Below are 22,313 nucleotides of genomic sequence, written 5' to 3'. Positions count from 1 at the left end.
GCTCCCCGCTCCCCGCTCCCCGCTCCCCGCTCCCCGCTCCCCGCTCCCCGCTCCCCGCTCCCCGCTCCCCGCTCCCCGCTCCCCGCTCCCCGCTCGCCGCTCGCCGCTCGCCGCTCGCGCCGCGTCTGCGTGGGCAGCCGTTACCCCTTTCGGATGACACGGGGACCGCGGGGCGCGGTTCCTGTCGGACCCCCGAGGGAAGGTGGGACTACCTTTCCCCAGGGAGGGTGGGGGTTAGGGATGGCCGGTACGCCCCGGGTTGCCGGAAGCATCGCCGTCACCGTCACCGTCACCGTCACCGCCGCCGCCGTCATCCTCGGTCGCGCTCGGTTCGCCCGCCTCGCCTTCGGCGGTGCCCGCCGTGTCGGCCTCCGGGTCGGCGGTGGCGTTGAACTCGGACCCGAACAGCAAGGCCGCGTTGGTGATCCACAGCCACACCAGGAACACGATCACGCCGCCGAGCGCGCCGTACGTCTCGTCGTAGCTCGCGAAAGACGCCGCATACAGACCGAACAGGGCCGAGGCCGCCAGCCACAGCACCACCGCCAGCGCCGCGCCCGCCGCCCGCTCCCGAAAACGCGAGCGCTTCGCCGGCGCCAGCCAGTACAGGAGCGCCACGATCACGACGACCAGCACCGTGATCACGGGCCACTTCACCCAGGTCCACACCGTCGCGGCCGCCTCGTCGGCGCCCGCCGCGCGCCCGATCGCGCGCGCCACCGAACCGCCGGTCGCCGCCACCACCGCGCACACCGCCGTCAGGGCGCCCACCACGAGGGTGAGCACGACCCGCACGATGAGGACCGTCCACCACTTGCGCGTCTCCCCGGTCCCGTTGACCGCGTTGAGGGCCCGCGAGAACGCGGCCACGTAGTTCGAGGCCGCCCACAGCGCCGCCACCAGACCCGCGAGCGCGACGAACCCGGCCGCGGCCGGGTTCATCTGGAGACGCGCCACGGCGTCCTCGATGATCGACATGGATTCGGCGGGAGCCAGCGAGGCGATGCCGTCCAGGAGCGAAGCGGTCGCGTCCTCGTCGAGCAGCCCGATGAGGGAGGTGCCCACCAGGATCGCCGGGAACAGCGACAGCACCGAGTAGTAGGTGAGGGCCGCCGCGGCGTCGCCGCGGCTCTCGGCGCCGTACCGCTTGGCGGCTTTGATGATCGAACGTCCGCCCATCAATCCACCGTGCCAGGTCCCGCGCTCCCGCGGGGGCGAACGGCGAACCGGATGCGTCCTATCGGGTGTAGCGGCCGGGCTCCTCGCCGCCGCCGGTGGGGCGGGTGCGCGTGGCGAGGTCCCAGATGATGAAGACGTCGACGGCGACCACCAGCGCCGCCCACAGCGGGTACTGCGGCGCGAGGAAGAACTGGTTCATCGCGGAGACCACCGCGACCAGGAGCGCCGGGACGGGACTGCGCCGCAGCGGCTCGAAGATTCGGCCCGGGCCCCACTGCGCGAGCCCGATCACGATGGCGGCCAGGCCGATCGCGATGCTGACCCAGCCCCAGCCGGTGTTGTCGGCCCGGTACCAGTACCCGCCGCCGGTGAACACGAACGCCTCGCCGCTGGCGACGGCGTACCCGACGAAGACCTGCCAGGCGCCGACCAGCAGGAGCAGGATCCCGGCGAACGCGGAGCCGCCGGGCCCTCGGCGAGGATTCCAGTCCCCTTGCGTCATGTGCGGTCCCCCGGATGCCGGACGGCTCCGGCGCCGCCGCTTGCGAAGCCCAGCTTAGGCGACGCGTCGGCGGGGCCTCGGCTTCGACGCCCGGGGACGGGCCGCAAGCGCTCGCCGCGGCGTCCGCGGCGGGACGTTCGCCGAACCGGGCCGCCGCGCGGTCCGCTACGCGCCCTTGGCGTCTTCGACGCGGCGCAGCCAGTTGCCGAGCAGGGCGCTGCCGTCCTCGGTGAGGATCGACTCGGGGTGGAACTGCACCCCCTCGACGTCGACGGTGCGGTGGCGCAGGCCCATGACGGTGCCGTCCTCGCTGGTGGCGCTCACCGTGAGCGGGTCGCGGACGCTCGCGGGCTCGACCGCGAGCGAGTGGTACCTGGTGGCGGTGAACGGGTTCGCGAGTCCGGCGAAGACGCCCGCGCCGTCGTGGCGTATCGGGGAGGTCTCGCCGTGCCGCAGCTCGGCCGCGCGCGAGACGATCGCGCCCCAGTGCTCGGCGATCACCTGGTGGCCCAGGCAGACCCCGAGGACGGGGACCGCGCCGGCGAAGCGGTCGAGCAGTTCGTGGCCGAGGCGGGCCTCGTCGGGGCGTCCGGGCCCGGGCGAGAGCAGCAGCCCGGCGGGGCGCAGCCGCTCGGCCTCGTCGGCGTCCGTCCGGTCGGAGCGACGCACTTCGACCTTGGCGCCCAGCGCCCGCAGGTAGGAGACGATGGTGTGGACGAACGAGTCGCGGAAGTCGACGACCAGCACGCTACTCATCGGTGCGTTCCCGAATGCGTTCCGGCGCGCGCCCCACCGTGCGCCCCAAAGGTTCGGCCCGGCTCAATCGGCGTCCTCGCTCGACTCCCCGCCCGGCGACTGCGCGGTCTGCCAGTCGTCGGGGTCGAATCCGGTGCCCTGGCAGTCCACGCCGGGCGTGCACGTGGGCGACTCGGCGTCGGCGCCGCCGTCCTCGGGCTGCTCGACGTTCACGCCGCCCGCGGGGTCGACGTTGCTCCAGGGCATGTGCGGTCGGATCGCCGGGAACAGCACGAACCACAGCAGGGCGACCGTGCCCGCGCCGAGCGCGACCGAGCCGGCGATCTTGCCGGGCAGGCCGAACGGGAGCTTGCTCCAGATCCACGAGTACACGTCAGACCTCCGGGTCGATGGCGGCCGGGGGAAGGTCGCCCTCGGGGTCGCGTTCGATCGTTTCCACCAGCTGGCTGTAGACGACGTATCGCTCGTAGTTGTCCCACAGCGGGTGGCAGGTGAACAGGGTCAGCCAGTAGTCCTCGTCGCCGGGCTCGGAGCCGGGCTCGCCGGGGACCGGGGCGGTGATGTCCACCTGGGTCTCGTTGACGACCTCGTGTTCCTGGACCTCGTAGACGTAGAAGTTCTCCTTGGTCTCGATCACGATCTTGTCGCCCGGTTCGAGGTCGCGGATCTTCTGGAAGATCGCGGGCACGTTGTGGCCGGCGAGGGTGAAGTTGCCCTGCTCGCCGGGGTAGGCGCCGTCGAGGTAGCGGCCGGGGGCGTACTCGATGTCGGCCGGCTCGGTGCCCTCGACGAGGGTCCAGGACTCGGCGCGGATGTCGGGGGCCCACATGCGGGCGAAGGCGTCGCCGAGTTCGGGGACGGGCGCGCCGTCGACGCCCTCCTCCTCGCCGCTGTCCCAGATCGTGTCGAGGTCGGTGGAGAGGGTCTCCTGCTCGTTGTTGATCTCGCCGGAGACGCCGAAGACCTCGTAGCCGGCGTAGAGGAGGACGACCGCGCCGAGGGTGATGAGCGCTTCGCCCAGGCCGCGGACGGTGCCGCGCAGGCCCCCGGCATCGCCCCGGTGGCGTTTGACCGAGCGCTTCTTGCGGACGGCGCTGTCGGCGCCGGGAGGCGCGGGCATGTCGTCGGCGGGGATCACCGGGAGGATCGCGGTCCCGTCGGGCTCGGGCACCAGCGGGGCGGTCGCGGCCTTCGCGAGGCCCGGCGGGCGGAGCGCGGTGGTGGTGTCGAAGTCCGGTGCGGCCGGCGGCGGGGTGGCCGCGAACGACGCGGGCGGCGAAACCGGCTTCGGCGGGGAGGTCTGGGGCGGCGGGGTGGCCTGCGGGGGCGGGGCGAAGGCGGGGCCGGGGTCCGGGCGGGGGCCGGGGGCGGGCCGGGACCCGTTGGGCCTGGGCGGGAGCGAGCCCGGCGGCGAGGGCACCGCGCGAGGGTCGGGGCCGGGAGGGGGGACTTTCGCCTGACCGCTCGGGCCGGGGACGCTGGCGCGTCCGGGGCTCGGGGCGGCCCCCGGCGGCGGGCCCGGCGGGGGCTCGGCGGCGAGGGGATTCGCCGGCGGCTGCGATCCCGCCGTCGGCTGCGGCCGCGACGGCGGCTCGCCCGCGGCGGGCCCCTGCGGCGGCCGCGACGGCGGCTCGTTCGCGAAGGGGGACCAGTCCTGATCGCTCACCTGGAACGTTCCCTCCGTCGTGCCCGTGTACTCAACGCCTGGATGATGTCGTAACCATAACGCGCGAGGCCATCCCGGCGATGCACCGCGAACCCGACTATCGCCCGTACGGGCGGCGTGCGGCCTGTTCGAAGCCCCGCCCGTCCGGAATGTCGCACCCGCGGGGCACCATTGTCGACCGGGGGCCCGACCCCGGGGCCCGCGAGTCGCCCGCCCCTGCCCGCCGACAGCCCCGCCGAGGCCCCGATCGGGCGCGCGGGGGAGCGCTCCGGCAGCTCACCCGCGGAGTGTGAGCTACGCGATGCCGCGCGGACGGGGCGTCACCGGCGGACGGTACCCTGGAGCACGGACATGTCCCTCAGTTGGAGAGTCGTCGATGCCGAAGTCACGCGTGCGCAAGAAGAAGGTCTACTCGAGCTCCACGGGCTCTACCACCACCGCAGGTGAGAGCTACGAGCCGAGCCCGACATGGGTGCCGATCACCGCCGTCGCCCTCATCGTGATCGGCATCGGCTGGTTGACGCTCTTCTATCTCTCGGGCATGGCCTACCCGGTCGCCGCCTGGGGCTATTGGAACCTGGCCGTCGGCTTCTCCTGCATGGTCGCCGCCCTGCTCGTCCTCTCGAAGTGGCGCTGACCCCCGCCCCAGCCGCTTGAGGACTCCTCGCGTATCCCGGCGCGAAGTACATGTCGGACCCCCGGCGTAAACTTCGCACCAGGGGTCCCTAAGGGCGGATTTATCAGGATATTTCCGGATTCATCCGCTATTGCGGTTCACAGGAGTTCGAAGACCGTCGCGTTCGCCATGCCGCCGCCCTCGCACATCACCTGGAGGCCGCGCCGCGACCCGGTGTCCTGCATGTAGTGCAGCATCGTCGCGGCCAGCCGCGCACCCGACGCCCCCAGCGGGTGCCCGAGCGCGATCGCCCCGCCGCGCGGGTTGAGCCGCTCCTCGTCGGCGCCGGTCTCGGCGAGCCACGCGAGCGGAATCGCCGCGAACGCCTCGTTGACCTCGAACACGTCGATCTCGTCGAGGTCGAGTCCGGTGCGCCGCAAGATCTTCGCCGTCGCCGGAATCGGACCGTCGAGCATGAGCACCGGGTCCGACCCGACCGCGCACGCCGCCGCGATCCGCGCCAGCGGCCGCACCCCGAGCCGCCGCGCGTGCTCGTCGGTGGTGATCACCAGGGCCGCGGCCCCGTCCGAGATCTGCGAGGACGACCCGGCCGTCACCGAGCCGTCGGCGGTGAACGCCGGCTTCAACCCGGCGAGCTTCGCGATGTTCGTGTCCCGCCGGATCCCCTCGTCGGCCGCCGCGCCCGCCACCGGTGAAATCTCGACCGCGAACGCGCCCTTGTCGCTCGCCGCAGCAGCCTTCTCGTGGCTGGCCAGCGCGAATGCGTCCATCGCTTCGCGGCCGATCCCGTACCGTTCGGCCACCAGCTCGGCGGCCACGCCCTGGTTGAACGGCACCGCCGCTTCGGCGTCGACGCTCGCGGCATAGCGCTCGCGCACCGCCGGACCGTACGGCTCGCCCGCGCCCGCGCCGACGTTCGACCCCATCGGGACGCGCGTCATCGACTCGACCCCGCCCGCGACGACGACGTCGGCGTGCCCGGCCAGGACCGCCGCGGCCGCGAACGCGACCGCCTGCTGGCTCGAACCGCACTGCCTGTCGATGGTGGTTCCCGGGATCGCCTCGGGCCAGCCCGCGGCGAGCACCGCGTTGCGGCCGATGTTCCAGGACTGCTCGCCGACCTGCGAGACGCAGCCGAACATGACGTCGTCGACCGCGTCGGGTCCGAGCCCGGACCGCAGCAGTGCCGCGTTCATCGCGTGCGCGGCGAGGTCCACGGCGTGGACGCCCGCGAGGATGCCGCCGCGGCGTCCCAGCGGGGTCCGGGCGGCGGCCAGGATCACGGCCTCAGCCATTGCGGTACACCGGCGCGATGACCGCCCGCGCGATCGCGTTGAACGTGAGGTGGAAGGCGCCCACCGCCATCGAGGAGCCCGGGTCGACCTCGACGGGGGCCTTCAGGGCGTGGACGGCGAACAGGTAGCGGTGGTCGGGGTCGCCCGGCGGCGGCGCGGCCCCGGCGAAGCCCACCGCGCCGGAGTCGTTGCGCAACTGCACGGCGCCCGCCGGCGGGGCGGCCGCGGCGCCGGTCGGCAGCTCGGTGACCGACGCGTCCAGGCCCAGCAGCATCCAGTGCCACCAGCCCGAGCCGGTCGGCGCGTCGGGGTCGAAGCAGGTGACGGCGAACGCGGCCGTCTCGGCGGGGAAGCCCGACCAGGCCAGGTGCGGCGAGACGTCCTGCCCCGCGACCTGGGCCTGCGGCAGGGTCGCGCCGTCGGCGACGTCGTTCGAGGCCACCGTGAACGACGGCAGCGGGGGAAGGAAATCGTAGGGCCAGGGGGCTCTCGTGCGATCGAGCGACGTCATCGTCCTCCTCCTTCGGGGCCCGCCGGCGGGGCGCCGCCGCCGACCGTCCGCGGAGGACGGGCGCGGCGGCTTTCCGCTTGCGGGACCGCATGTTCTACAGCACCGTCAAGAACTCGTCGAGGGCCCGCGGGCCCCTCTTGCACCGTATCGCGGCGGCCGCCGCGGCGGCATGGAGGATCGCTGACGCCGCCGTCCCGGGGCCCGACGAGACCGTGTGCGGGCGCCGCGGGCCCGGCGCGGCGCCGCCGCTTCCCCGGGGCCGGCGCGCACCGCCGGCTCCCGCAACGCGCCGCGCCCTCGCGTGATCCGCGCCGTACCGGCGCGTGACCGGCCCTGACCAGCCGTGCCGCCCGGTGAGCGTGCCCTCAGCCGCGCTCATACCGCTCGACGTCCGCCCTATGGGCCGCTTACGCTGGTGTCATGCCGAACACCGACGTCATCTCTTTCTCCCGGGGCGCCCCGTCGCTCGACATCGTCGACACCGAAGGCCTCAAGGCCGCCGCCGTCGCGGCACTCGAAGCCGATCCGGCCGGAGTCACCGGCTACGGCACCTCGGTGGGCTACGGCCCGCTGCGGGAGTGGATCGCTGCCAAGCACGGCGTGCAGACCGCGAACGTCCTCATCACCAACGGCTCGATGCAGGCCGACGCGTTCCTGTTCGACGAGCTCGTCAAGCCCGACTCCCCCGTGATCGTGGAGCGGCCCACCTACGACCGGACGCTCCTGGGCCTGCGCAACCGCCGCGGCGAGCTGCACCCGGTCCGCGTCCAGGCCGACGGGCTCGACGTCGACGAACTGGAGGCCCTGCTCAAGGGCGGCGTGCGCCCGACCCTCGCGCACATCATCCCGAACTTCCAGAACCCGGCGGGCGTGTCGCTCTCGGGCGACAAGCGCGTCCGGCTGCTCCAGCTCGCGAACGAGTACGACTTCACGATCTTCGAAGACGACCCGTACTACGACATCCGCTTCCGCGGCGAGCAGCACCCGACGATGCTGGAGCAGGACGCCGAGAACCGCGTCGTCTACGCCTGCTCGTTCTCCAAGACCGTCTGCCCCGGCCTGCGCACCGGCTACCTCGTCGGCCCGGCCGGCCTCATCAAGACGATCGCCGAGGCCGCGACCAACACCTACATCGCGCCGAACATGTTTGCGCAGGCCACGATCTACCAGTTCGCGGCCTCCGGGGCGCTCGACCGGTCCATCGCGACGGTGAAGGACGCGCTCGAGGAGCGGGTCGACCAGCTCGCCGCCTCACTGCGCGCGCACCTGCCCGGCAGCGAGTTCGTCGTGCCCGACGGCGGCTACTTCCTGTGGGTCGACCTCGGCGAGGGCGTCGACTGCGCGAAGGTCGCCGCGGCCGCCGCCGACGAGGGCGTCCAGGTCGTCAAGGGCACCGACTTCGTGCTCGACGGCGGCGAGACCTGCCTGCGACTGGCGTACTCGGCCGTCAAGGCCGACCGGATCGACGAGGGCGTGCGGCGCCTCGCCAGGGCCGTCGAGGCCACCCGGGCCTGATCGCCGCACGTTCCGTGACCACTGCGAAACGGAACGTCGACATTGGATGGCGGTTATGCGACATGGCGTATAACCGCCACCGCGGCGCTCTTCACAGAACGTGAAAGGGGCGCGAGAATCGTTGCGTGACCGCGGTACAGCCGCGGACAGGTCGTTATCCCGCCCCCATGAACGCCGGATCGGTGGACTCGCCCACTCCCCCCGAGGCGAGGCACCGGTCCGGCGTCGCCCTTTCCACGACTGCGGGGACCCGCGCGACGCGCGGATCCCCGATTCGCAACCGGCCTGCGACACGCGACCGAACCGGTCGCGCCCTTGCCGAGCCGCAGTGCCGCCTCCGGCCGGCGCACACGCCGACCGGCGACCCGATATTCGCTTCGCCGAACAGGAGCGGGCTCCTATCGGGTGACGCTGTCGACCAGCTCCTCCGAGAGCGCCCGGTCGTCGAGCTCGGAGTCGTCGAGCAGCTCGTCCGCCAGGAGCTGCTCACCGATCGACTCGGTGCGCTGCCGGTACCACACGTAGAACGCCGCGCCCCCCAGCGCGAGCCCCGCGCCGATCGCCCCCGCGACCCACGGCCACTTGGGCGCCGGCGGCTTCTTGAGCCCGACCTTGGTCAGGACGACGTTGACCCGCGGCGCCGCCGCGTCTCTCGTGCCGCGCGCAGCCGCGTACCCCGCGTGCTTGAGCGAGGTCACACCCTGCGTGAAATGGTCCACGGCCTCCCGGGCGGGAGTCGTGGCGTGTCGGCTGAAGCCCATCGTGAATGCCTCCTCTAGGTGCCTGTTCCACTCATCGTGCACCGGCCTGTGACACCCGTCGAGGGAAACGGGGCAGAAAGTTGGACGAACCTCGGCCGTCTGGCACCATAGACGCCATGACGAAGGCGACGCTGAAGACCAATGCCGGTGACATCACCATCGAGCTGCTCGACAACCACGCGCCCAAGACCGTGGCGAACTTCGTGGGTCTGGCCGAGGGCACCAAGGAATACACCGACTCCGAGACCGGGGCTCCGGGTTCGGGCCCGTACTACGACGGTGTGATCTTCCACCGGGTCATCGACGGATTCATGATCCAGGGCGGCGACCCGACCGGCACCGGCCGCGGCGGACCCGGCTACAAGTTCGCCGACGAGTTCCACCCCGACCTCCACTTCGGCGAGCCCTACCTGCTGGCCATGGCGAACGCCGGGCCCGGCACCAACGGCTCCCAGTTCTTCATCACGCTGGGCCCGACCCCGCACCTGAACTTCAAGCACACCATCTTCGGCAAGGTCGCCGACGAGGACTCCAAGTCCGTCGTCGACCGCATCGGCAAGACCGCGGTCGGCCCGATGGACCGCCCGGTCAACGAGGTCGTCATCGAGTCCGTCGTCATCGAGAAGTAACGACGCCTCGATGAGCGAAGAGCAGTCGGCCCCGGTCTGCTATCGCCACCGGAACCGCCAGACCTACCTGCGCTGCGTCCGCTGCGACAAGCCGATCTGCGCCGACTGCCGCATCGACGCGCCCGTCGGGTTCCAATGCCCCGACTGCGTGGCCGAAGGCCGCCGAACGATGCGCAAACCGCGCTCCTCGTTCGGCGGCGGGGCCCGGGCGGGCGCGGCCGGCACGGTCACCAAGACGCTCATCGGCGCGAACGTCGCGGTGTTCGTGCTCGCCGTCATCTCGGCGGGCTCCCTGGCCGCGGCCACCACCTCGATGATGACCCCGGTCCACTGGCTCGGAACCGAGATCGGGTACATGCCCGGCTACGACCCCGAGGTGACGGTGGACCTCTTCGGTCTGTCCATCACCGCACCGGTCGTCGCCGCGGGCGGCTACTTCCGGATGCTCACGGCCATGTTCCTGCACTTCGGCGCGATCCACCTGCTGTTCAACATGGTCGTGCTGTGGATGCTCGGACGCATCCTCGAACGGGACCTGGGACCCGCGCGCTTCCTCACGGCCTACATGCTCTCCGGGCTGGCGGGGTCGGTCGCGGTGTACCTGTTCTCGTACGACACCTTCACCGCGGGCGCCTCCGGCGCCGTCTACGGCCTGTTCGGCCTGATGATCCTGGTCAACCGCAAGCTCAGCCGCGACAACCGCGGCATCTACGTGCTCCTCGGACTCAACCTGGTCCTGACCCTCATGATGGGGTTCAGCTTCGCCGGGCACGTGGGCGGCCTCGTCGGCGGCCTGATCTGCGGAGCGATCCTCACCTTCGTGCCGCGCGAGCGACGCTCGCTCCACTGGATCGGCTTCGCCGTGTTCCTGGCGGCGCTGGCGGTGGTCACGTTCCTGCAGACCGGGATGCTCGACAACCGTTTCGACATCGTGTAGCCCGGGCCGCCCCAGGCGGCCCGGCCGCATGGATGCCGGACCGAGCCGGCTCCCGATGACCAAGGGGGGCCTCCCCCCTCCCCGCCCCACCCCTCCCCGCGCCCACCCGCCCGGTTGTTGTTGGTGTGCATGGTCATGAGGGCCTTCGCCGGGGCGATCGGCCGACGGTCGGCGTTGACCGTCCTCGCGGACCGGCCTTCGCCGGTGCCGCTATTTCAGTTCGGCGGCCCAGGACCGGGCCTGCTCGAGGTCGGCCGGAGTGTCGCAGTCGAACCACGGGGGCGGACTCGCCTCATCCCAGTGGACGGTCTCGACCTCGATCCCGGTGAACAGGCGCCTCGCCGGTGCTCCCGGCTCGATGCCCGCCGCGTTGCGGCGGATCAGGGCCGCCGGCCACAGACCGCACAGCCACTGCCTGCGCCCCGCGTCGTCGCAGAAGAGCGCCCCGGTCTCCGCTCCCGCGGCACTGGCCTTGCCTCGCAGCAGGTCCAGCGCCTCAGCGGTGAAGAACGGCAGGTCGCCGCCGAGGATCGCCACCCGGTCGCAGTGGTCCGGCACCAGCGCCAGACCGGCCGCGACCGATCGGGCCGGGCCCGATCGCGGCGGGTCCTCCAGGATCTGGAGCACCCCCGCAGGCAGGGGCTTCGCGTCGGCGGGCCTCGCGCCCACGACCACTCGCACCGCCGCATCCTCGATGGCGGACAGCATCCGCTCCAGGATCGTCGCGCCCTCGACGACCAACTCGCTCTTCGCGCACCCGGCGAACCGCCGGGCCTTGCCTCCGACCAAGACGATCGCGGCGTAACTGCTCGGGAGCTCAGCCATGCCACCAGACTAGCGATCACTCCGCGCTCACGGGGTGCCACCGCCTGGCCCGCCTCACCGTTCCCAGCGGTTCTCCGGCTGGTCATCTTGTCTTTGCCTTTGACTTCATCGGCTTCCTTCGGGTCGGGTCGGGTTCTGGGTGCTTTGGTTTTCTCGGTAGGCGGGCGGGGCCTCAGCCGTTGATTTCTGACGCCTCCCGGTCTCCGTAGCCGATCCTCGAGAGCGCGCCCGGGGGAATGCCCGCCTGCAGGGCCGCCATGAGCATCTGCGCCAGGCGGTAGTGCGGGCTCGCCCGCAGCGCGAGTTCCAGCGCCTCGAGCGCGAGCACCCCGTTCCCGAAGCGGTAGGCCGCGAAGCCCGCCACCGTGGCGGCCGGGGCCACCAGGTCCTCCTCCATGTGCCGGGCCACCCAGATCCACAGATCGACCCGGTTGCCCTCGAACTGGCCGGAGTTGACGCGCCGCAAGGCGTAGTCCCTGATGTCCAGGTCGCCGAGCGCCAGGCCCACCGCCGCGGTGTCGGCCGGGCCCGGCAGCGTGTTCACGCCCATCCAGTGGTCGATCGCGTGGAGGTCGCGCGAGCGCTGCGCGGCCCAGTCCATGTCCGCTTCGGCCGTGAGGATCTCGACCACCGCCGAGGCCACCGCCGCGCGGCGGCCGATCGGGGCCGGGGTGAGCTGGTCGGCGACCGCGGACCGGTCGGCCGCCGCGTACCCGCCCGCGACCGCGACCTCGCAGGACGCCGCAGTGGTCTCCGGAACCAACAGGCCCTCGGGCGGGCAGCAGGGCTCCTCGCAGGTGAGGCTGAACCAGCGGCCCGCGGCCACGCGCAGCCGGTCCACCGGCTCGACGCCGGCGGCGTCGAAGCGGGCCGCCGCCCGCTCGATCGCCGCCTCGCCGATCTCCTTGTCGCCGTAGGCGATGAGTACGCACTCGTCGCATTCGTTGTGGCTGAGCTGGCCCGTCAGGTCCCGCAGGTGCTCCATGTGGTCGGCCGAGCCGGGCAGGTCGACGCGGAAGGTGCACTGGAGCTCGCCGCCGAGGAGGCCCACCACCACCAGGCTGTGTTCAGGGTGGAAACCCAGCAGCAGGGGGACCGTCGTGATGAGGTCCGTGGGGCCGTTGATGCGGATTCTCGCTTGTGTCATGTTCATAGGTCAACTGTCCGTGACATGCCCACTACTGGCAAGAATTATTTTTTAGCCTGTGGATAACCGAATCGGGCCTGTGGACAACCTCCGAAACGGCGTCCGATGTGATAGCCCTCGGTCTCACGCGAGGCGGCGTAGCCCCGCCGTTTCGAGCACCGCGAACATCGCCACCAGTCCCGCCCCGCCCAGCATCACCGCGTATCCGGCGCCGGTCAGGTCCACCAGATCGGTGAACGGCACCACCGCCAGCGCGGCCACGGCGAGCACGTTGTTCACCACCACGCCGATCACATGGCCGCGCACCGGGACCGGATACCCGGCGATCAGTGCGATGGCGACCGCGCAGCCGAGCAGGTACACCCCGAACGGGACGGCCCAGGCCGTGCCGAGCCCGAGGAAGCGGTCCACCAGCGGGGCGCCGGCGGTCATGAGGAGGCCGAAGGCGGTGCAGCCGGCGGCGTCCTGGAGCAGGACATTGCGAAGCCGGGCCTGGGCGGCGGCGGTGGTGGTCGTGGCGGTCATGGGGTCCTCCGGTTCGTGTCGCGGCGGCGGACTGCCGCCGGTGGGCCAATCCTGGGCGGCCCCGCGCCGCCCCGCAATGACCTCCGAGGTCATGGACTCGCGTCGCGTCCGTGGTTAACGTTGCGGCCGTGAACACCCAGACGACCCCGCAGACTTTGACCGCGTTCGGCGCGCTGCTGCGGCAGTGGCGTACGCGCCGGCGCACCAGCCAGTTCGACCTGTCCGTGCTGACCGGCGTGTCGTCGCGGCACCTCTCGCGCATCGAGACCGGGCGCGCCGAACCCAGCCGCCGAATGGTGGAGCGCCTGGCCGTGGCCCTGGAAGTCCCGCTGCGCGAGCGCAACGCGCTGCTGGTCGCGGCCGGGTACGCGCCGGAGTGGGCCGAGACCGACTACTGGGACGAGGGGCTCGCACCGGCCCGGGAGGCGATCGGGATGATCCTCGACCACCACGATCCGCTCCCGGCGGTCGTGGTCGACCGGTTCGGGAACCTCCTTGACTTCAACGCGGGCGCGGGGGTCCTGATGGAGGGCGTCGACCCGGAGCTGTTGTCCGGGCGGGTGAATCTGGCGCGGGTCGCGCTGCACCCGCGCGGGATGGCGCCGCGGCTGCGGAACTTCGGGGAGGTGCGGCAGTACTTCCTCGACCGGCTGCGGGCCCAGCTGGCGGTCGACGAGGCCCCGGCGGCGTTCGCGCTGATCGAGGAGGTCCGGGCCTACGGGCCGGTCGCGGCGGACGACGGCGTCTGGGACGGGGCGGCGCCGAGCCCGTTCGCGCTGCCGCTGCGCGTGCGCTCGGCCAGGGGCGATCTGTCGATGTTCACGACCGTGGCGACGTTCGGCGCGCCCCGCGACATCACGGTCTCGGAGTTGGCCGTGGAGCTGTTCTTCCCGCTCGACGAGGCGACCGCGGCGGTGTTCCGGGAGGCCGCCGCGGCGGCCGCCGAAGGCGCCGAGACGGACCCCATCGCGGGTGCGGAGTCGTCGCGGCCCACCGCCGCGGGGGACTAGTGTTGAAGGTCTGAACCCGGCCGCCCGCGCCCGTGCCGCGCAGGGCCCGCGCCGGGTCGCCCGGGAACAAAACCACAGGTCAGCGGGAGCGAAGCGTGTCGAATCAGTACGTCCACCTGCATGTGCACACCGAGTACTCGATGCTGGACGGGGCCGCGAAACTCAAACCCCTGTTCGCAGAGGCGGAGCGGCTAGGGCAGCCCGCCATCGCGATGACCGACCACGGGAACATGTACGGCGGGTTCGGCTTCTACCAGGCGGCGAAGAAGTCCGGGATCAAGCCGATCCTCGGCATCGAGGCGTACATCGCGCCGCAGGACCGGTTCCACAAGAAGCCGGTGTTCTGGGGCGAGCCGAGCCAGCGCGGCGACGACCTCTCCGGTGGCGGTTCGTACACGCACATGACGATGCTCGGGCGCACCGCGGCCGGGGTGCGCAACCTCTTCCGGCTCTCCAGCATGGCCTCGTTCGAGGGCTACTACTACAAGCCGCGCATGGACCGCGAGCTCATCGCGCAGCACTCCGAGGGGATCATCGCGACGACCGGCTGCCCCTCGGGCGAGGTGCAGACGCGCTTCCGGCTCGGGCAGACGAAGGAGGCCTACCAGGCGGCCTCGGACTACCGGGACATCTTCGGGGCGGAGAACTTCTTCCTGGAGCTCATGGACCACGACAACCAGATCGACAACCGCGTCAAGGCCGAGTTGTACGAGCTGGCGCAGAAGATGGGCATTCCGCCGCTGGTCACGAACGACTCCCACTTCGTGACCGAGGAGCAGAAGTCGACGCACGCGGCGCTGCTGTGCGTCCAGTCGGGGACGACGCTGGACGACCCGAAGCGGTTCAAGTTCGACGGCGAGGGCTACTTCCTGCGCTCGGCCGAGCAGATGTACGGGGTCCGCAACGACGAGCTGTGGCAGGAGGGCTGCGCGAACACGCTCCTGGTCGCGGAGCGCGTCGAGTCGTACGACGAGATCTTCGCCGTCCAGGACCGCATGCCGATCATCGAGGTCCCCGAGGGCCACGACCAGGGGACGTGGCTGCGCGAGCAGGTCACGACCGGCCTCAAGGGACGGTTCCCGGGCCAGGACGTCCCGGTCGAGTACCTGGAGCGGGCCGAGCTCGAGCTGAACGTCATCATCAACGCCGGGTACCCCTCGTACTTCCTCGTCGTCGCCGACCTCATCTCCCACGCCCGGTCGGTCGGGATCTACGTGGGCCCGGGCCGCGGTTCGGCGGCCGGTTCGCTGGTCGCGTACGCCATGAAGATCACCAACATCGACCCGATCGAGCACGGCCTCCTGTTCGAGCGGTTCCTCAACCCCGAGCGCGTCTCCATGCCCGACATCGACATCGACTTCGACGACCGCCGCCGCGGCGAGATGATCACGTACGCGACGGAGAAGTACGGCAAGGAGTTCGTCGCCCAGGTCATCACGTTCGGCACCATCAAGACCAAGGCCGCGATCAAGGACGCCGCGCGCGTCCACCACGGCCAGCCGGGCTTCTCGATCGCCGAGCGGATCACGAAGGCGCTGCCGCCGCCGGTGGCCGCCACCGACATCCCCCTGTCGGGGATCCTCGACTCGGAGCACCCCCGGTACAAGGAGGCCGGCGAGGTCCGCACCCTCATCGAGAACGACGGGGACGTCCGCCAGATCTTCGACACCGCGCTGGGACTGGAGGGCCTGATCCGCAACGCGGGCGTCCACGCCTGCGCGGTGATCCTCTCCTCGCAGCCGCTCGTGGACTGCATTCCGATGTGGGCCAGGAACGACGGGTCGATCATCACCGGCTGGGACTACCCCTCCTGTGAGGACATCGGCCTGCTGAAGATGGACTTCCTGGGGCTGCGGAACCTCACGGTGATCGGCGACGCGATCGAGGCGATCAAGCTCAACCGGGGCGTGGACATCGACCTCGACACGCTCGCGACGGACGACCCGAAGGCGTACGAGCTGCTCGCGCGCGGCGACAGCCTGGGCGTGTTCCAGCTCGACGGCGGTGCCATGCGCGAACTGCTCAAGCGCATGCAGCCCACCGAGTTCAACGACATCATCGCGGTCAACGCGCTGTACCGGCCGGGCCCGATGGCGGCGAACTCGCACAACAACTACGCCGACCGCAAGAACAAGCGCCAGGAGGTCGCCCCGCTCCACCCCGAGCTCGGCGAGGCCCTGGAGGAGATCCTCTCGGAGACGTACGGTCTGATCGTCTACCAGGAGCAGATCATGCGCATCGCCCAGAAGCTCGCCGGCTTCACGATGGGCCAGGCGGACATGCTCCGCAAGGCCATGGGCAAGAAGAAGATCGACGTGCTGGAGAAGATGTACGCCGACTACGAGGCGGGCATGCTCGGCAACGGCTACTCCAAGGACTCGATCAAGACCCTGTGGGACATCATGCTCCCCTTCGCCGGGTACGCGTTCAACAAGTCGCACGCCGCCGGCTACGCCCTCGTCGGCTACTGGACCGCCTACCTGAAGGCCAACTACCCCGCCGAGTACATGTCGGCGCTGCTCACCAGCGTCGGTGACTCGAAGGACAAAGCGGCCGTGTACCTCTCGGAGTGCCGGCGCATGGGCATCACCGTCATGCCCCCGGACGTCAACGAGTCGCGCCACATGTTCCACCCGGTCGGCACGGACATCCGCTACGGCATGGGCGCGGTCCGCAACGTCGGCGCGAACGTCGTCGCCGGGATCATCGAGGCGCGCGAGGAGAAGGGCGCCTACACCGACTTCAAGGACTTCCTCCAGAAGGTGCCCGCGCCGGTGTGCAACAAGCGCACCGTCGAGTCGCTCATCAAGGCGGGCGCGTTCGACTCGCTCGGGCACGCCCGGCGGGGCCTCGCCGAAGTGCACGAGAAGGCCATCGACGCGATGGTGTCCATCAAGAAGGAGGAGGCCCGCGGCCAGTTCGACCTGTTCGGCGGCATGATGGACGACACGACCGAGACGCTCGGGGTCGACCTCACCATCGCCGACGACGAATGGGAGCGGCGCGACAAGCTCGGGTTCGAACGCGAGATGCTCGGCCTGTACGTCTCCGACCACCCGCTCAACGGCTTCGAGCGGCTCCTGTCCTCCAACGCCGACCGGCCCGTCGCGGCCCTGCACGGCGAGGAGATCCCCGACGGCGCGAACGTGCGCGTCGCCGGCATCCTCCAGAACGTCGCCAAGCGCGTCACCAAGCAGGGCAAGCTGTGGGCCTCGGCGACCCTGGAGGACCTGGCCGGGTCCATCGAGGTCCGGTTCTTCCCCAACACGTACGAGCTCGTCTCCGAGTCCCTCGCCGACGACCTCGTGTGCTGCGTGAAGGGGAAGCTCGACCGCCGCGACGGCACCGCGCAGCTCATCGCGCAGGACCTCGCCGTCCTCGACACCTCGACGGGGCCCGAGGCGAACTCGGCGCCGATCACGCTCGCGCTGCGGGCCGCGTCGGTCAACCCCGCGCTCATCGAGAAGCTCTCCGACACGTTCAAGACCCACCGCGGCGAAGCGCAGGTGCGCGTCCAGCTCGCCAACGGGCCCAAGACGACGCTGCTCGCGCTCGGCGACGCCTGGCGCGTGCGCCCCTCGGTGGAGTTGTCCGCGGACCTGAAGGCGCTCCTGGGCGCCGGGGCCCTCATCGGCTAGCGAACACGACAGGCCCGGCCGCCTCCCAGCGGCCGGGCCTTCATGCGTGTCCCGCACCGAAACGGGCGTGGTCATCCTGGGCCACTGGTGTCGGTCGTGTGCGGCTGCTGCGCCAAGACCGACGCCGTGACCTCCGTCCACGAACTCGGCGCGGCCTCGCCCGCGCGCCGCAAAGCCGCCGTGCTCCGCTTTCACACCGGGATCGGCGCCTGGGCCGCGACCGCCCTGAGCGCCTTGGCCCTCACGAGCCTGGTCGCCGAGCCGCCGCGCCGGCGGTGGCTCCTGTCGAACCGGGGCTGGGCGCCGCTACGCGTCGAAGTCCGTGCCGCGCGCGACCGGCTCCCAGGCGGTGAACTCCGCCTGCTGCGCTTTCAGTTCGGCACCGATCGCGTCCGCCGCGTCGGCGCCGAGGACCAGCCGCAGCGGGATCTCCTCGGCCCCTAGGGCGTCGATGATCGCCGCGGCGGCCTTCGCCGGGTCGCCCGGCTGCGTCCCGTCCGAGTCGGGGAACGCGGTCCTGAACGGCCCCACCGTCGCCTCGTAGCCCGCGATCGGCGCCGACTGCGACTGGCCGCCCGCCGCCAGGCCGGTGCGGAACGCGCCCGGTTCGACCACGAGCACGTCGATCCCGTGCGGCCGGACCTCCGCGGCGAGAGCCGCGCTCAGCCCCTCCAAGGCGTGCTTGGTGGCCGAATAGGCGCCCACGCCCGGGAACGACATGCGCCCGCCCATGCTGCTGAACTGCACGATCGCGCCCGAACCCCGGGAGCGCATGTGCGGCAGGGCCGCCCGGACCAGTGCGGCCGGACCGAAGAAGTGCAGCTCCATCAGCGAGCGCAGCTCGGCGTCGGTCGACTCCTCGACCGCGCCCACATGGCCCCTGCCGGCATTGTTGACCAGGACGTCGATGCGGCCGTACCAGAGCACGGCCTCGGCCACGACCGCCTTGACGCGGTCGGGGTCGGTGACGTCCAGGGCCACGGGCACCGCCCGGCCCGGGTAGGCGGCGGCCAGGTCGTCGAGGGCCTCGGGCCTGCGGGCCGTGGCGATCACGGTGTCGCCCGCTTCGAGGGCCGCGACGGCGAGGGCGCGGCCGAAGCCCGAGGAGGTGCCCGTGATGAGCCAGACGCGGCCTTCGGCGGTGCGGGTGCGGTTGTCGCTCATGGTGTTCCCTTCGGTGGTGTCCGCTCCTTTATCCCCCGGCTGCGGCGCGGGCGTCCAATACCGTTCTTCGACCACGCCATAAGCGCGGCTTATGATCGCTGCATGGAGCTGCGGCAGTTGCGGTATCTGGCGATGATCGGCGAGCACGGGAACCTCGGGCGCGCCGCGAAGGCGCTGTACGTGAGCCAGCCCGCGCTCTCCTACGCGCTCAAGCGGTTGGAGTCCGAACTCGGGGTGCGCCTGTTCGACCGCACGCCCGCCGGGGTGGCGCCGACCGCGGCCGGACGCGAAGTCCTGCGCGCCGCGGACGAGGCGATCGCGGCGGCCGACAGGGTCGTCGCGGTCGCCGAGCGGCACCGCCGCACCGAGGACGGGGTGCTGCGCGTCGGCTTCGAGGCCAGCGGCGCCGGCGAGCTGACCACGCGGGCCCGGGCCGAATTCGCGCGGCGGCACCCGCGGGTCCGCGTGGAGCCCAAGCGGTTCGACTGGGGCGGGGAGGCCGCGGCCCTGCGCGAGGGCCTGGTCGACGTCGCGTTCGTGTGGCTCCCGGCCGATCTCGACGGGATGCGCACCGTCCTGGTCTACACCGAGCCGCGCGTGGTCGGCCTCGCCGTCGGCCACCACCTTGCGGGCCGGTCGGGCGTCAGCGTGCTCGAGACGAACGATGAGCCCCTCATGTGGACGGAGGACGCGCCGCGCGAGTGGGTCGACTGGTGGGCGGTCAACCCGCGCCCCGACGGGTCCGAACCCCTGTGGGGGCCGAAGAACGGCAACGTCGAGGAGATGCTCGAACAGGTCGCCGAGGGGACCGCCGTGTGCATCGCGCCGCAGAGCATGGCCGCGTACTACGCCCGGCCCGACCTGGCGTGGGTCCCGATCGACGACGTCGAGCCGCTGCGCGTCGTCCTCGCCTGGCCCGTCGGCGCCGAGACGCCCCTGGTCCGCGGTTTCGCCGAGGTCGTCCGCGAACTCGCCGGAGTATGACCGGCATCACGTCAACCCGGGGCTCGGGGGCGGTCACGTCCGCGGCCCGGCATCCGTCATGGCGGTGAGAGAGAACGAGAGAGGAACACCGCCATGAGCACCTACCCGCGTTTCGACAACCCCGTCCAGCACCTGCCCGTCGTCGGCGAGATCGCCGCCGCCGTCAACAAGGCGAACGCCGAGGGGGTCCTCCCCAAGGCGCTCGTCTCGCTCGTGCAGCTGCGCGTCGGCCAGATCCTCGGCAGCTCCTACTTCACCGCCCGCCAGCTCCTGGACGCCGAGGACACCCCCGAGCGGCTCGGCGCGGTCGCCACCTGGCGCACCTCGCCGTACTTCACCGACGCCGAGCGGGCCGCCCTCGCCCTGACCGAGGCCGTCCACACGCCGAACCCGTCCGGCGAGCGCGTCAGCGACGAGCTGTTCGACGAGGCCGCGAAGCACTTCAGCGACAAGGAGCTCGTCGTCCTCACCGCGGTCCTGGGCCAGATCGGATTCTTCATCCCGCTGGCCCTCATCGGGAACCCGAAGGTCGGCGTGTCCTTCGCCGAGCAGTGGACGAAGTAGCCGCAGACGGAACGGGCCCGCGCGATGCGCGGGCCCGTTCCGTCCGCACCGCTAGGCGAGGGCGCCGAGGACGAGCGCGGCCGCGGTCGGGACCAGGTACAGGACCGGGTAGGCCACGGTCTTGTAGGAGCGGGCCCGCAGGACCGTGACGACCGCGCCGGTGAAGTAGAGGATGATCCCGACCGCGGCGGCGACGCCGATGACCGGGACGAACAGGCCGACCAGGAGGCCCAGAGCCCCGGCGGCCTTCGCGGCGCCGAGCCAGGGCCACCACGAGCTCGGCACGCCGTAGTCGGTGAGCGGCTCGACCACGAACGGGGCCTTCGTGAGGATCGAGTAGGCCGAGAAGCCCACCCAGAGCGCGGCGGCGATCGTGACGATGACGTGGGCGGTGTTCATGGGAGGGCTCCGGTTCGTTTCGCGGTGACGCTGACATCCGGTTGAACCCCCGGCCGCCGCGAACGTGACAGCCGGGACGCGAACATGTCCGGCGTCACGAACCCGGGTTCGCCGCGAGGCCGCGCCTAGGATTCGACCGTGGAGACGATGCAGGCGATCGAGGCGGGGTCCGTGACGTTGACCGACCGGCGCACCGAACGGAGCTGGACCGTGGAGGTCGCACCGTTCCTCCTGTCGGACAGACACCTCACGCAGGGGACCTACGCCGAGGCGACCGGACGCCCGGCGGCCGGGGACCCGTCCCTCCCGGCGGTGAACGTGTCCTGGCTCGACGCCGTCCGCTGCTGCAACGCCCTGTCCGAACGCGACGGGCTCGCACCGGCCTACCGGGGCGGCCCACTCGAGGCCGGCACGCTTGAAAGCGGCGCTCGGGACGGCGCGGTCGCGCCGACGGCCGCCGAGTCCGGCAGTGAGCGGATCGCCTGGGACCGGTCGGCCGACGGATACCGGCTGCCCGCCGAAGCCGAATGGGAGCACGCGTGCCGGGCCGGGACCACCGGGCCGCGCTACGGCGAACTCGACCGGATCGCCTGGTACCGCGGCAACTCCGGCGAGCGCCTGCACCGCGGCGGCGGGAGGCTCCCGAACCCCTGGGGCCTGTACGACATGATCGGCAACGCCTGGGAGTGGTGCTTCGACGTCTACGACCCGGAGGTCTACCGCGACTACCGGGTCATCAAGGGCGGCGGCTGGTTCGACGAGCACTGGTCGTGCCGGGCCGGCGTGCGCCGCCGCACCATGCCCGTCCTGGAGATCGACGACCTCGGATTCCGCCTGGCGCGCAACGCCTGAGGACAGCGCGCCGGCGGCGGCTTCGAAGCCTCAGACCCAGTTCGCGCGCCGCGCCGCCCGCCGCAGCACCCGCAGCAGCAGCGGCCCGGTCGCGAGCACCAGCACCACCGTGGTCACCGCCCGCCCCACGTCCCAGCCCAGCGAAGTCGCGAGCGTGTACGTGACCAGCCGCGGCAGGTTCTCCTCCACACTCCCGCCCGGAACGTACGCCAGGTTCCCCTGCGTCAGCGCGAACGGCCAGTACGACAGGTTCAGCAAGAGCCCGTAGACGAGCGACGACACCGCCCCGTACCCCGCGAGCAGCGCCAACTCCCCGGCCCGGCCGCCCCGCGACGCCCCGGTGCGCGGCAGCAGCCCCGCCCCCAGGCCCACGAACGCCGCCGCCAGCATCTGATACGGCATCCACGGGCCCACACCGCCCGTGAGCAGCGCCGACGCGAACAAGCCCGTGCAGCCCAGGATGAACCCGAACCCCGCCCCGAACACCCTGCCCGCCAGGATGATCAGGAAGAACACCGTCTCCACCCCGGCCGCACCCGCCCCGAACGGCCGCACCGCCGCGACCACCGCCGACATCACGCCCAGCATCGCCACCGCCCGCGCGTCCAGGCCGCCGTCGGCGAGCTGGATCAGCACCGACGCCGTCACCAGCGGCAGCAGCAGCACGAACAGCCAAGGGCCCGAAGTCGTCTCCGTCAGCGCACCGCCCGGGGCCGCCAGCAGCGGCCACGACATCGCGACCAGCCCGAACACCGCCGCCAGCGCCAGCGCGAGCGCCGCCCGCCACCGCAGCGCCGGGCGCGGCGCCGCGACCATC

23 protein-coding genes are annotated in these 22,313 nt (G+C 71.8%); 9 read left to right on the top strand and 14 right to left on the bottom strand.

Features of this window, described 5'->3' with window-relative positions; genetic code table 11:
- Positions 1 to 234: 234 nt before the first annotated feature.
- The 5 genes from BLQ63_RS25975 to BLQ63_RS25955 form a co-directional block, all read right to left on the bottom strand.
- Positions 235 to 1,179, bottom strand: a complete 945-nt coding sequence (locus BLQ63_RS25975; protein ID WP_091040445.1) for a YihY/virulence factor BrkB family protein — start codon at positions 1,177 to 1,179, stop codon at positions 235 to 237.
- 58 nt (positions 1,180 to 1,237) lie between these two features.
- Complete coding sequence (locus BLQ63_RS25970; RefSeq protein ID WP_091040444.1) at positions 1,238 to 1,681, bottom strand: DUF7144 family membrane protein; 444 nt, start codon at positions 1,679 to 1,681, stop codon at positions 1,238 to 1,240.
- Between the two features lie 165 nt (positions 1,682 to 1,846).
- The gene (locus BLQ63_RS25965; RefSeq protein WP_091040443.1) at positions 1,847 to 2,437 is read right to left on the bottom strand and encodes an anthranilate synthase component II; all 591 of its coding nucleotides are present in this window, start codon (positions 2,435 to 2,437) and stop codon (positions 1,847 to 1,849) included.
- Positions 2,438 to 2,500: 63 nt separating this feature from the next.
- On the bottom strand, positions 2,501 to 2,809 hold the full coding sequence (locus BLQ63_RS25960) for a hypothetical protein (RefSeq protein ID WP_091040442.1): 309 nt from the start codon (positions 2,807 to 2,809) through the stop codon (positions 2,501 to 2,503).
- A 1-nt stretch (position 2,810) separates the two neighbouring features.
- Complete coding sequence (locus BLQ63_RS25955; protein ID WP_091040441.1) at positions 2,811 to 3,857, bottom strand: class E sortase; 1,047 nt, start codon at positions 3,855 to 3,857, stop codon at positions 2,811 to 2,813.
- A gap of 622 nt (positions 3,858 to 4,479) precedes the next feature.
- Between BLQ63_RS25955 and BLQ63_RS25950 the strand changes: the two genes are divergently transcribed.
- The gene (locus BLQ63_RS25950) at positions 4,480 to 4,740 is read left to right on the top strand and encodes a cell division protein CrgA (RefSeq protein ID WP_091040440.1); all 261 of its coding nucleotides are present in this window, start codon (positions 4,480 to 4,482) and stop codon (positions 4,738 to 4,740) included.
- Positions 4,741 to 4,877: 137 nt separating this feature from the next.
- Here the strand turns inward: BLQ63_RS25950 and BLQ63_RS25945 are convergent, their stop codons facing one another.
- Together BLQ63_RS25945 and BLQ63_RS25940 are read right to left on the bottom strand one after the other, a co-directional pair.
- The gene (locus BLQ63_RS25945; protein WP_091040439.1) at positions 4,878 to 6,035 is read right to left on the bottom strand and encodes a thiolase family protein; all 1,158 of its coding nucleotides are present in this window, start codon (positions 6,033 to 6,035) and stop codon (positions 4,878 to 4,880) included.
- Complete coding sequence (locus tag BLQ63_RS25940) at positions 6,028 to 6,546, bottom strand: YbhB/YbcL family Raf kinase inhibitor-like protein (RefSeq protein WP_091040438.1); 519 nt, start codon at positions 6,544 to 6,546, stop codon at positions 6,028 to 6,030. Before BLQ63_RS25940 ends, BLQ63_RS25945 begins: the two co-directional genes overlap by 8 nt.
- Positions 6,547 to 6,966: 420 nt before the next feature.
- Here BLQ63_RS25940 and BLQ63_RS25930 point away from each other — a divergent pair, with 420 nt between their 5' ends.
- The gene (locus BLQ63_RS25930; protein WP_091040436.1) at positions 6,967 to 8,061 is read left to right on the top strand and encodes an aminotransferase-like domain-containing protein; all 1,095 of its coding nucleotides are present in this window, start codon (positions 6,967 to 6,969) and stop codon (positions 8,059 to 8,061) included.
- A 398-nt stretch (positions 8,062 to 8,459) separates the two neighbouring features.
- Here BLQ63_RS25930 and BLQ63_RS25925 read toward each other — a convergent pair whose 3' ends face one another.
- Positions 8,460 to 8,822 carry a hypothetical protein gene (locus BLQ63_RS25925; protein WP_091040435.1) on the bottom strand — a complete coding sequence of 121 codons (363 nt, stop codon included), beginning with the start codon at positions 8,820 to 8,822 and terminating at the stop codon, positions 8,460 to 8,462.
- Between the two features lie 116 nt (positions 8,823 to 8,938).
- Between BLQ63_RS25925 and BLQ63_RS25920 the strand changes: the two genes are divergently transcribed.
- Together BLQ63_RS25920 and BLQ63_RS25915 are read left to right on the top strand one after the other, a co-directional pair.
- Positions 8,939 to 9,451, top strand: a complete 513-nt coding sequence (locus BLQ63_RS25920; RefSeq protein ID WP_091040434.1) for a peptidylprolyl isomerase — start codon at positions 8,939 to 8,941, stop codon at positions 9,449 to 9,451.
- A 10-nt stretch (positions 9,452 to 9,461) separates the two neighbouring features.
- Entirely contained in the window at positions 9,462 to 10,388 is a 927-nt protein-coding gene (locus BLQ63_RS25915; protein ID WP_143015098.1) for a rhomboid family intramembrane serine protease, read from the top strand.
- A gap of 210 nt (positions 10,389 to 10,598) precedes the next feature.
- On the opposite strand, the gene mobA is transcribed toward BLQ63_RS25915, so the two are convergent.
- The 3 genes from mobA to BLQ63_RS25900 form a co-directional block, all read right to left on the bottom strand.
- Entirely contained in the window at positions 10,599 to 11,213 is a 615-nt protein-coding gene (mobA, locus tag BLQ63_RS25910) for a molybdenum cofactor guanylyltransferase (RefSeq protein WP_091040432.1), read from the bottom strand.
- A 172-nt stretch (positions 11,214 to 11,385) separates the two neighbouring features.
- Positions 11,386 to 12,360, bottom strand: a complete 975-nt coding sequence (locus BLQ63_RS25905; RefSeq protein ID WP_177155114.1) for a DUF4192 domain-containing protein — start codon at positions 12,358 to 12,360, stop codon at positions 11,386 to 11,388.
- A gap of 123 nt (positions 12,361 to 12,483) precedes the next feature.
- A complete protein-coding gene (locus BLQ63_RS25900) occupies positions 12,484 to 12,885 on the bottom strand; it encodes a hypothetical protein (protein WP_091040430.1) in 402 nt (133 codons plus the stop codon).
- Between the two features lie 128 nt (positions 12,886 to 13,013).
- On the opposite strand from BLQ63_RS25900, the gene BLQ63_RS25895 reads away from it, so the two are divergent.
- Both BLQ63_RS25895 and dnaE read left to right on the top strand, forming a co-directional pair.
- Positions 13,014 to 13,895 (top strand): helix-turn-helix domain-containing protein, encoded by an 882-nt coding sequence (locus BLQ63_RS25895; protein ID WP_218125511.1) that lies wholly within the window; start codon positions 13,014 to 13,016, stop codon positions 13,893 to 13,895.
- Positions 13,896 to 13,990: 95 nt separating this feature from the next.
- Positions 13,991 to 17,533 carry a DNA polymerase III subunit alpha gene (dnaE, locus tag BLQ63_RS25890; RefSeq protein ID WP_091040429.1) on the top strand — a complete coding sequence of 1,181 codons (3,543 nt, stop codon included), beginning with the start codon at positions 13,991 to 13,993 and terminating at the stop codon, positions 17,531 to 17,533.
- Positions 17,534 to 17,839: 306 nt separating this feature from the next.
- Here dnaE and BLQ63_RS25885 read toward each other — a convergent pair whose 3' ends face one another.
- The gene (locus tag BLQ63_RS25885) at positions 17,840 to 18,697 is read right to left on the bottom strand and encodes an oxidoreductase (protein ID WP_091040428.1); all 858 of its coding nucleotides are present in this window, start codon (positions 18,695 to 18,697) and stop codon (positions 17,840 to 17,842) included.
- Between the two features lie 102 nt (positions 18,698 to 18,799).
- Between BLQ63_RS25885 and BLQ63_RS25880 the strand changes: the two genes are divergently transcribed.
- On the top strand, positions 18,800 to 19,681 hold the full coding sequence (locus tag BLQ63_RS25880; RefSeq protein ID WP_091040427.1) for a LysR family transcriptional regulator: 882 nt from the start codon (positions 18,800 to 18,802) through the stop codon (positions 19,679 to 19,681).
- Between the two features lie 93 nt (positions 19,682 to 19,774).
- Positions 19,775 to 20,245 (top strand): carboxymuconolactone decarboxylase family protein, encoded by a 471-nt coding sequence (locus BLQ63_RS25875; RefSeq protein ID WP_091040426.1) that lies wholly within the window; start codon positions 19,775 to 19,777, stop codon positions 20,243 to 20,245.
- Between the two features lie 51 nt (positions 20,246 to 20,296).
- Here BLQ63_RS25875 and BLQ63_RS25870 read toward each other — a convergent pair whose 3' ends face one another.
- Positions 20,297 to 20,644: a DoxX family protein gene (locus BLQ63_RS25870; RefSeq protein WP_091040425.1), complete on the bottom strand. Its 348-nt coding sequence runs from the start codon at positions 20,642 to 20,644 to the stop codon at positions 20,297 to 20,299.
- 147 nt (positions 20,645 to 20,791) lie between these two features.
- Here BLQ63_RS25870 and BLQ63_RS25865 point away from each other — a divergent pair, with 147 nt between their 5' ends.
- Positions 20,792 to 21,496, top strand: coding sequence for a formylglycine-generating enzyme family protein (locus tag BLQ63_RS25865; RefSeq protein WP_091040451.1), 705 nt, complete (start codon positions 20,792 to 20,794; stop codon positions 21,494 to 21,496).
- A 30-nt stretch (positions 21,497 to 21,526) separates the two neighbouring features.
- Here BLQ63_RS25865 and BLQ63_RS25860 read toward each other — a convergent pair whose 3' ends face one another.
- Entirely contained in the window at positions 21,527 to 22,312 is a 786-nt protein-coding gene (locus BLQ63_RS25860) for an ECF transporter S component family protein (RefSeq protein ID WP_091040450.1), read from the bottom strand.
- Between the last annotated feature and the right edge of the window lies 1 nt (position 22,313).

Source organism: Glycomyces harbinensis (assembly GCF_900101745.1).
Lineage (GTDB): Bacteria > Actinomycetota > Actinomycetes > Mycobacteriales > Micromonosporaceae > Glycomyces > Glycomyces harbinensis.
This window is presented reverse-complemented; position numbering and strand designations above follow the sequence as displayed.

Bases quoted from the DNA above. Each gene is read 5' to 3' on its own strand.
- BLQ63_RS25975 (WP_091040445.1), bottom strand. From the start codon at position 1,179: ATGGGCGGACGTTCGATCATCAAAGCCGCCAAGCGGTACGGCGCCGAG.
- BLQ63_RS25970 (WP_091040444.1), bottom strand. From the start codon at position 1,681: ATGACGCAAGGGGACTGGAATCCTCGCCGAGGGCCCGGCGGCTCCGCG.
- BLQ63_RS25965 (WP_091040443.1), bottom strand. From the start codon at position 2,437: ATGAGTAGCGTGCTGGTCGTCGACTTCCGCGACTCGTTCGTCCACACC.
- BLQ63_RS25950 (WP_091040440.1), top strand. From the start codon at position 4,480: ATGCCGAAGTCACGCGTGCGCAAGAAGAAGGTCTACTCGAGCTCCACG.
- BLQ63_RS25945 (WP_091040439.1), bottom strand. From the start codon at position 6,035: ATGGCTGAGGCCGTGATCCTGGCCGCCGCCCGGACCCCGCTGGGACGC.
- BLQ63_RS25940 (WP_091040438.1), bottom strand. From the start codon at position 6,546: ATGACGTCGCTCGATCGCACGAGAGCCCCCTGGCCCTACGATTTCCTT.
- BLQ63_RS25930 (WP_091040436.1), top strand. From the start codon at position 6,967: ATGCCGAACACCGACGTCATCTCTTTCTCCCGGGGCGCCCCGTCGCTC.
- BLQ63_RS25925 (WP_091040435.1), bottom strand. From the start codon at position 8,822: ATGGGCTTCAGCCGACACGCCACGACTCCCGCCCGGGAGGCCGTGGAC.
- BLQ63_RS25920 (WP_091040434.1), top strand. From the start codon at position 8,939: ATGACGAAGGCGACGCTGAAGACCAATGCCGGTGACATCACCATCGAG.
- BLQ63_RS25915 (WP_143015098.1), top strand. From the start codon at position 9,462: ATGAGCGAAGAGCAGTCGGCCCCGGTCTGCTATCGCCACCGGAACCGC.
- mobA (WP_091040432.1), bottom strand. From the start codon at position 11,213: ATGGCTGAGCTCCCGAGCAGTTACGCCGCGATCGTCTTGGTCGGAGGC.
- BLQ63_RS25905 (WP_177155114.1), bottom strand. From the start codon at position 12,360: ATGACACAAGCGAGAATCCGCATCAACGGCCCCACGGACCTCATCACG.
- BLQ63_RS25900 (WP_091040430.1), bottom strand. From the start codon at position 12,885: ATGACCGCCACGACCACCACCGCCGCCGCCCAGGCCCGGCTTCGCAAT.
- BLQ63_RS25885 (WP_091040428.1), bottom strand. From the start codon at position 18,697: ATGAGCGACAACCGCACCCGCACCGCCGAAGGCCGCGTCTGGCTCATC.
- BLQ63_RS25880 (WP_091040427.1), top strand. From the start codon at position 18,800: ATGGAGCTGCGGCAGTTGCGGTATCTGGCGATGATCGGCGAGCACGGG.
- BLQ63_RS25875 (WP_091040426.1), top strand. From the start codon at position 19,775: ATGAGCACCTACCCGCGTTTCGACAACCCCGTCCAGCACCTGCCCGTC.
- BLQ63_RS25870 (WP_091040425.1), bottom strand. From the start codon at position 20,644: ATGAACACCGCCCACGTCATCGTCACGATCGCCGCCGCGCTCTGGGTG.
- BLQ63_RS25865 (WP_091040451.1), top strand. From the start codon at position 20,792: ATGCAGGCGATCGAGGCGGGGTCCGTGACGTTGACCGACCGGCGCACC.
- BLQ63_RS25860 (WP_091040450.1), bottom strand. From the start codon at position 22,312: ATGGTCGCGGCGCCGCGCCCGGCGCTGCGGTGGCGGGCGGCGCTCGCG.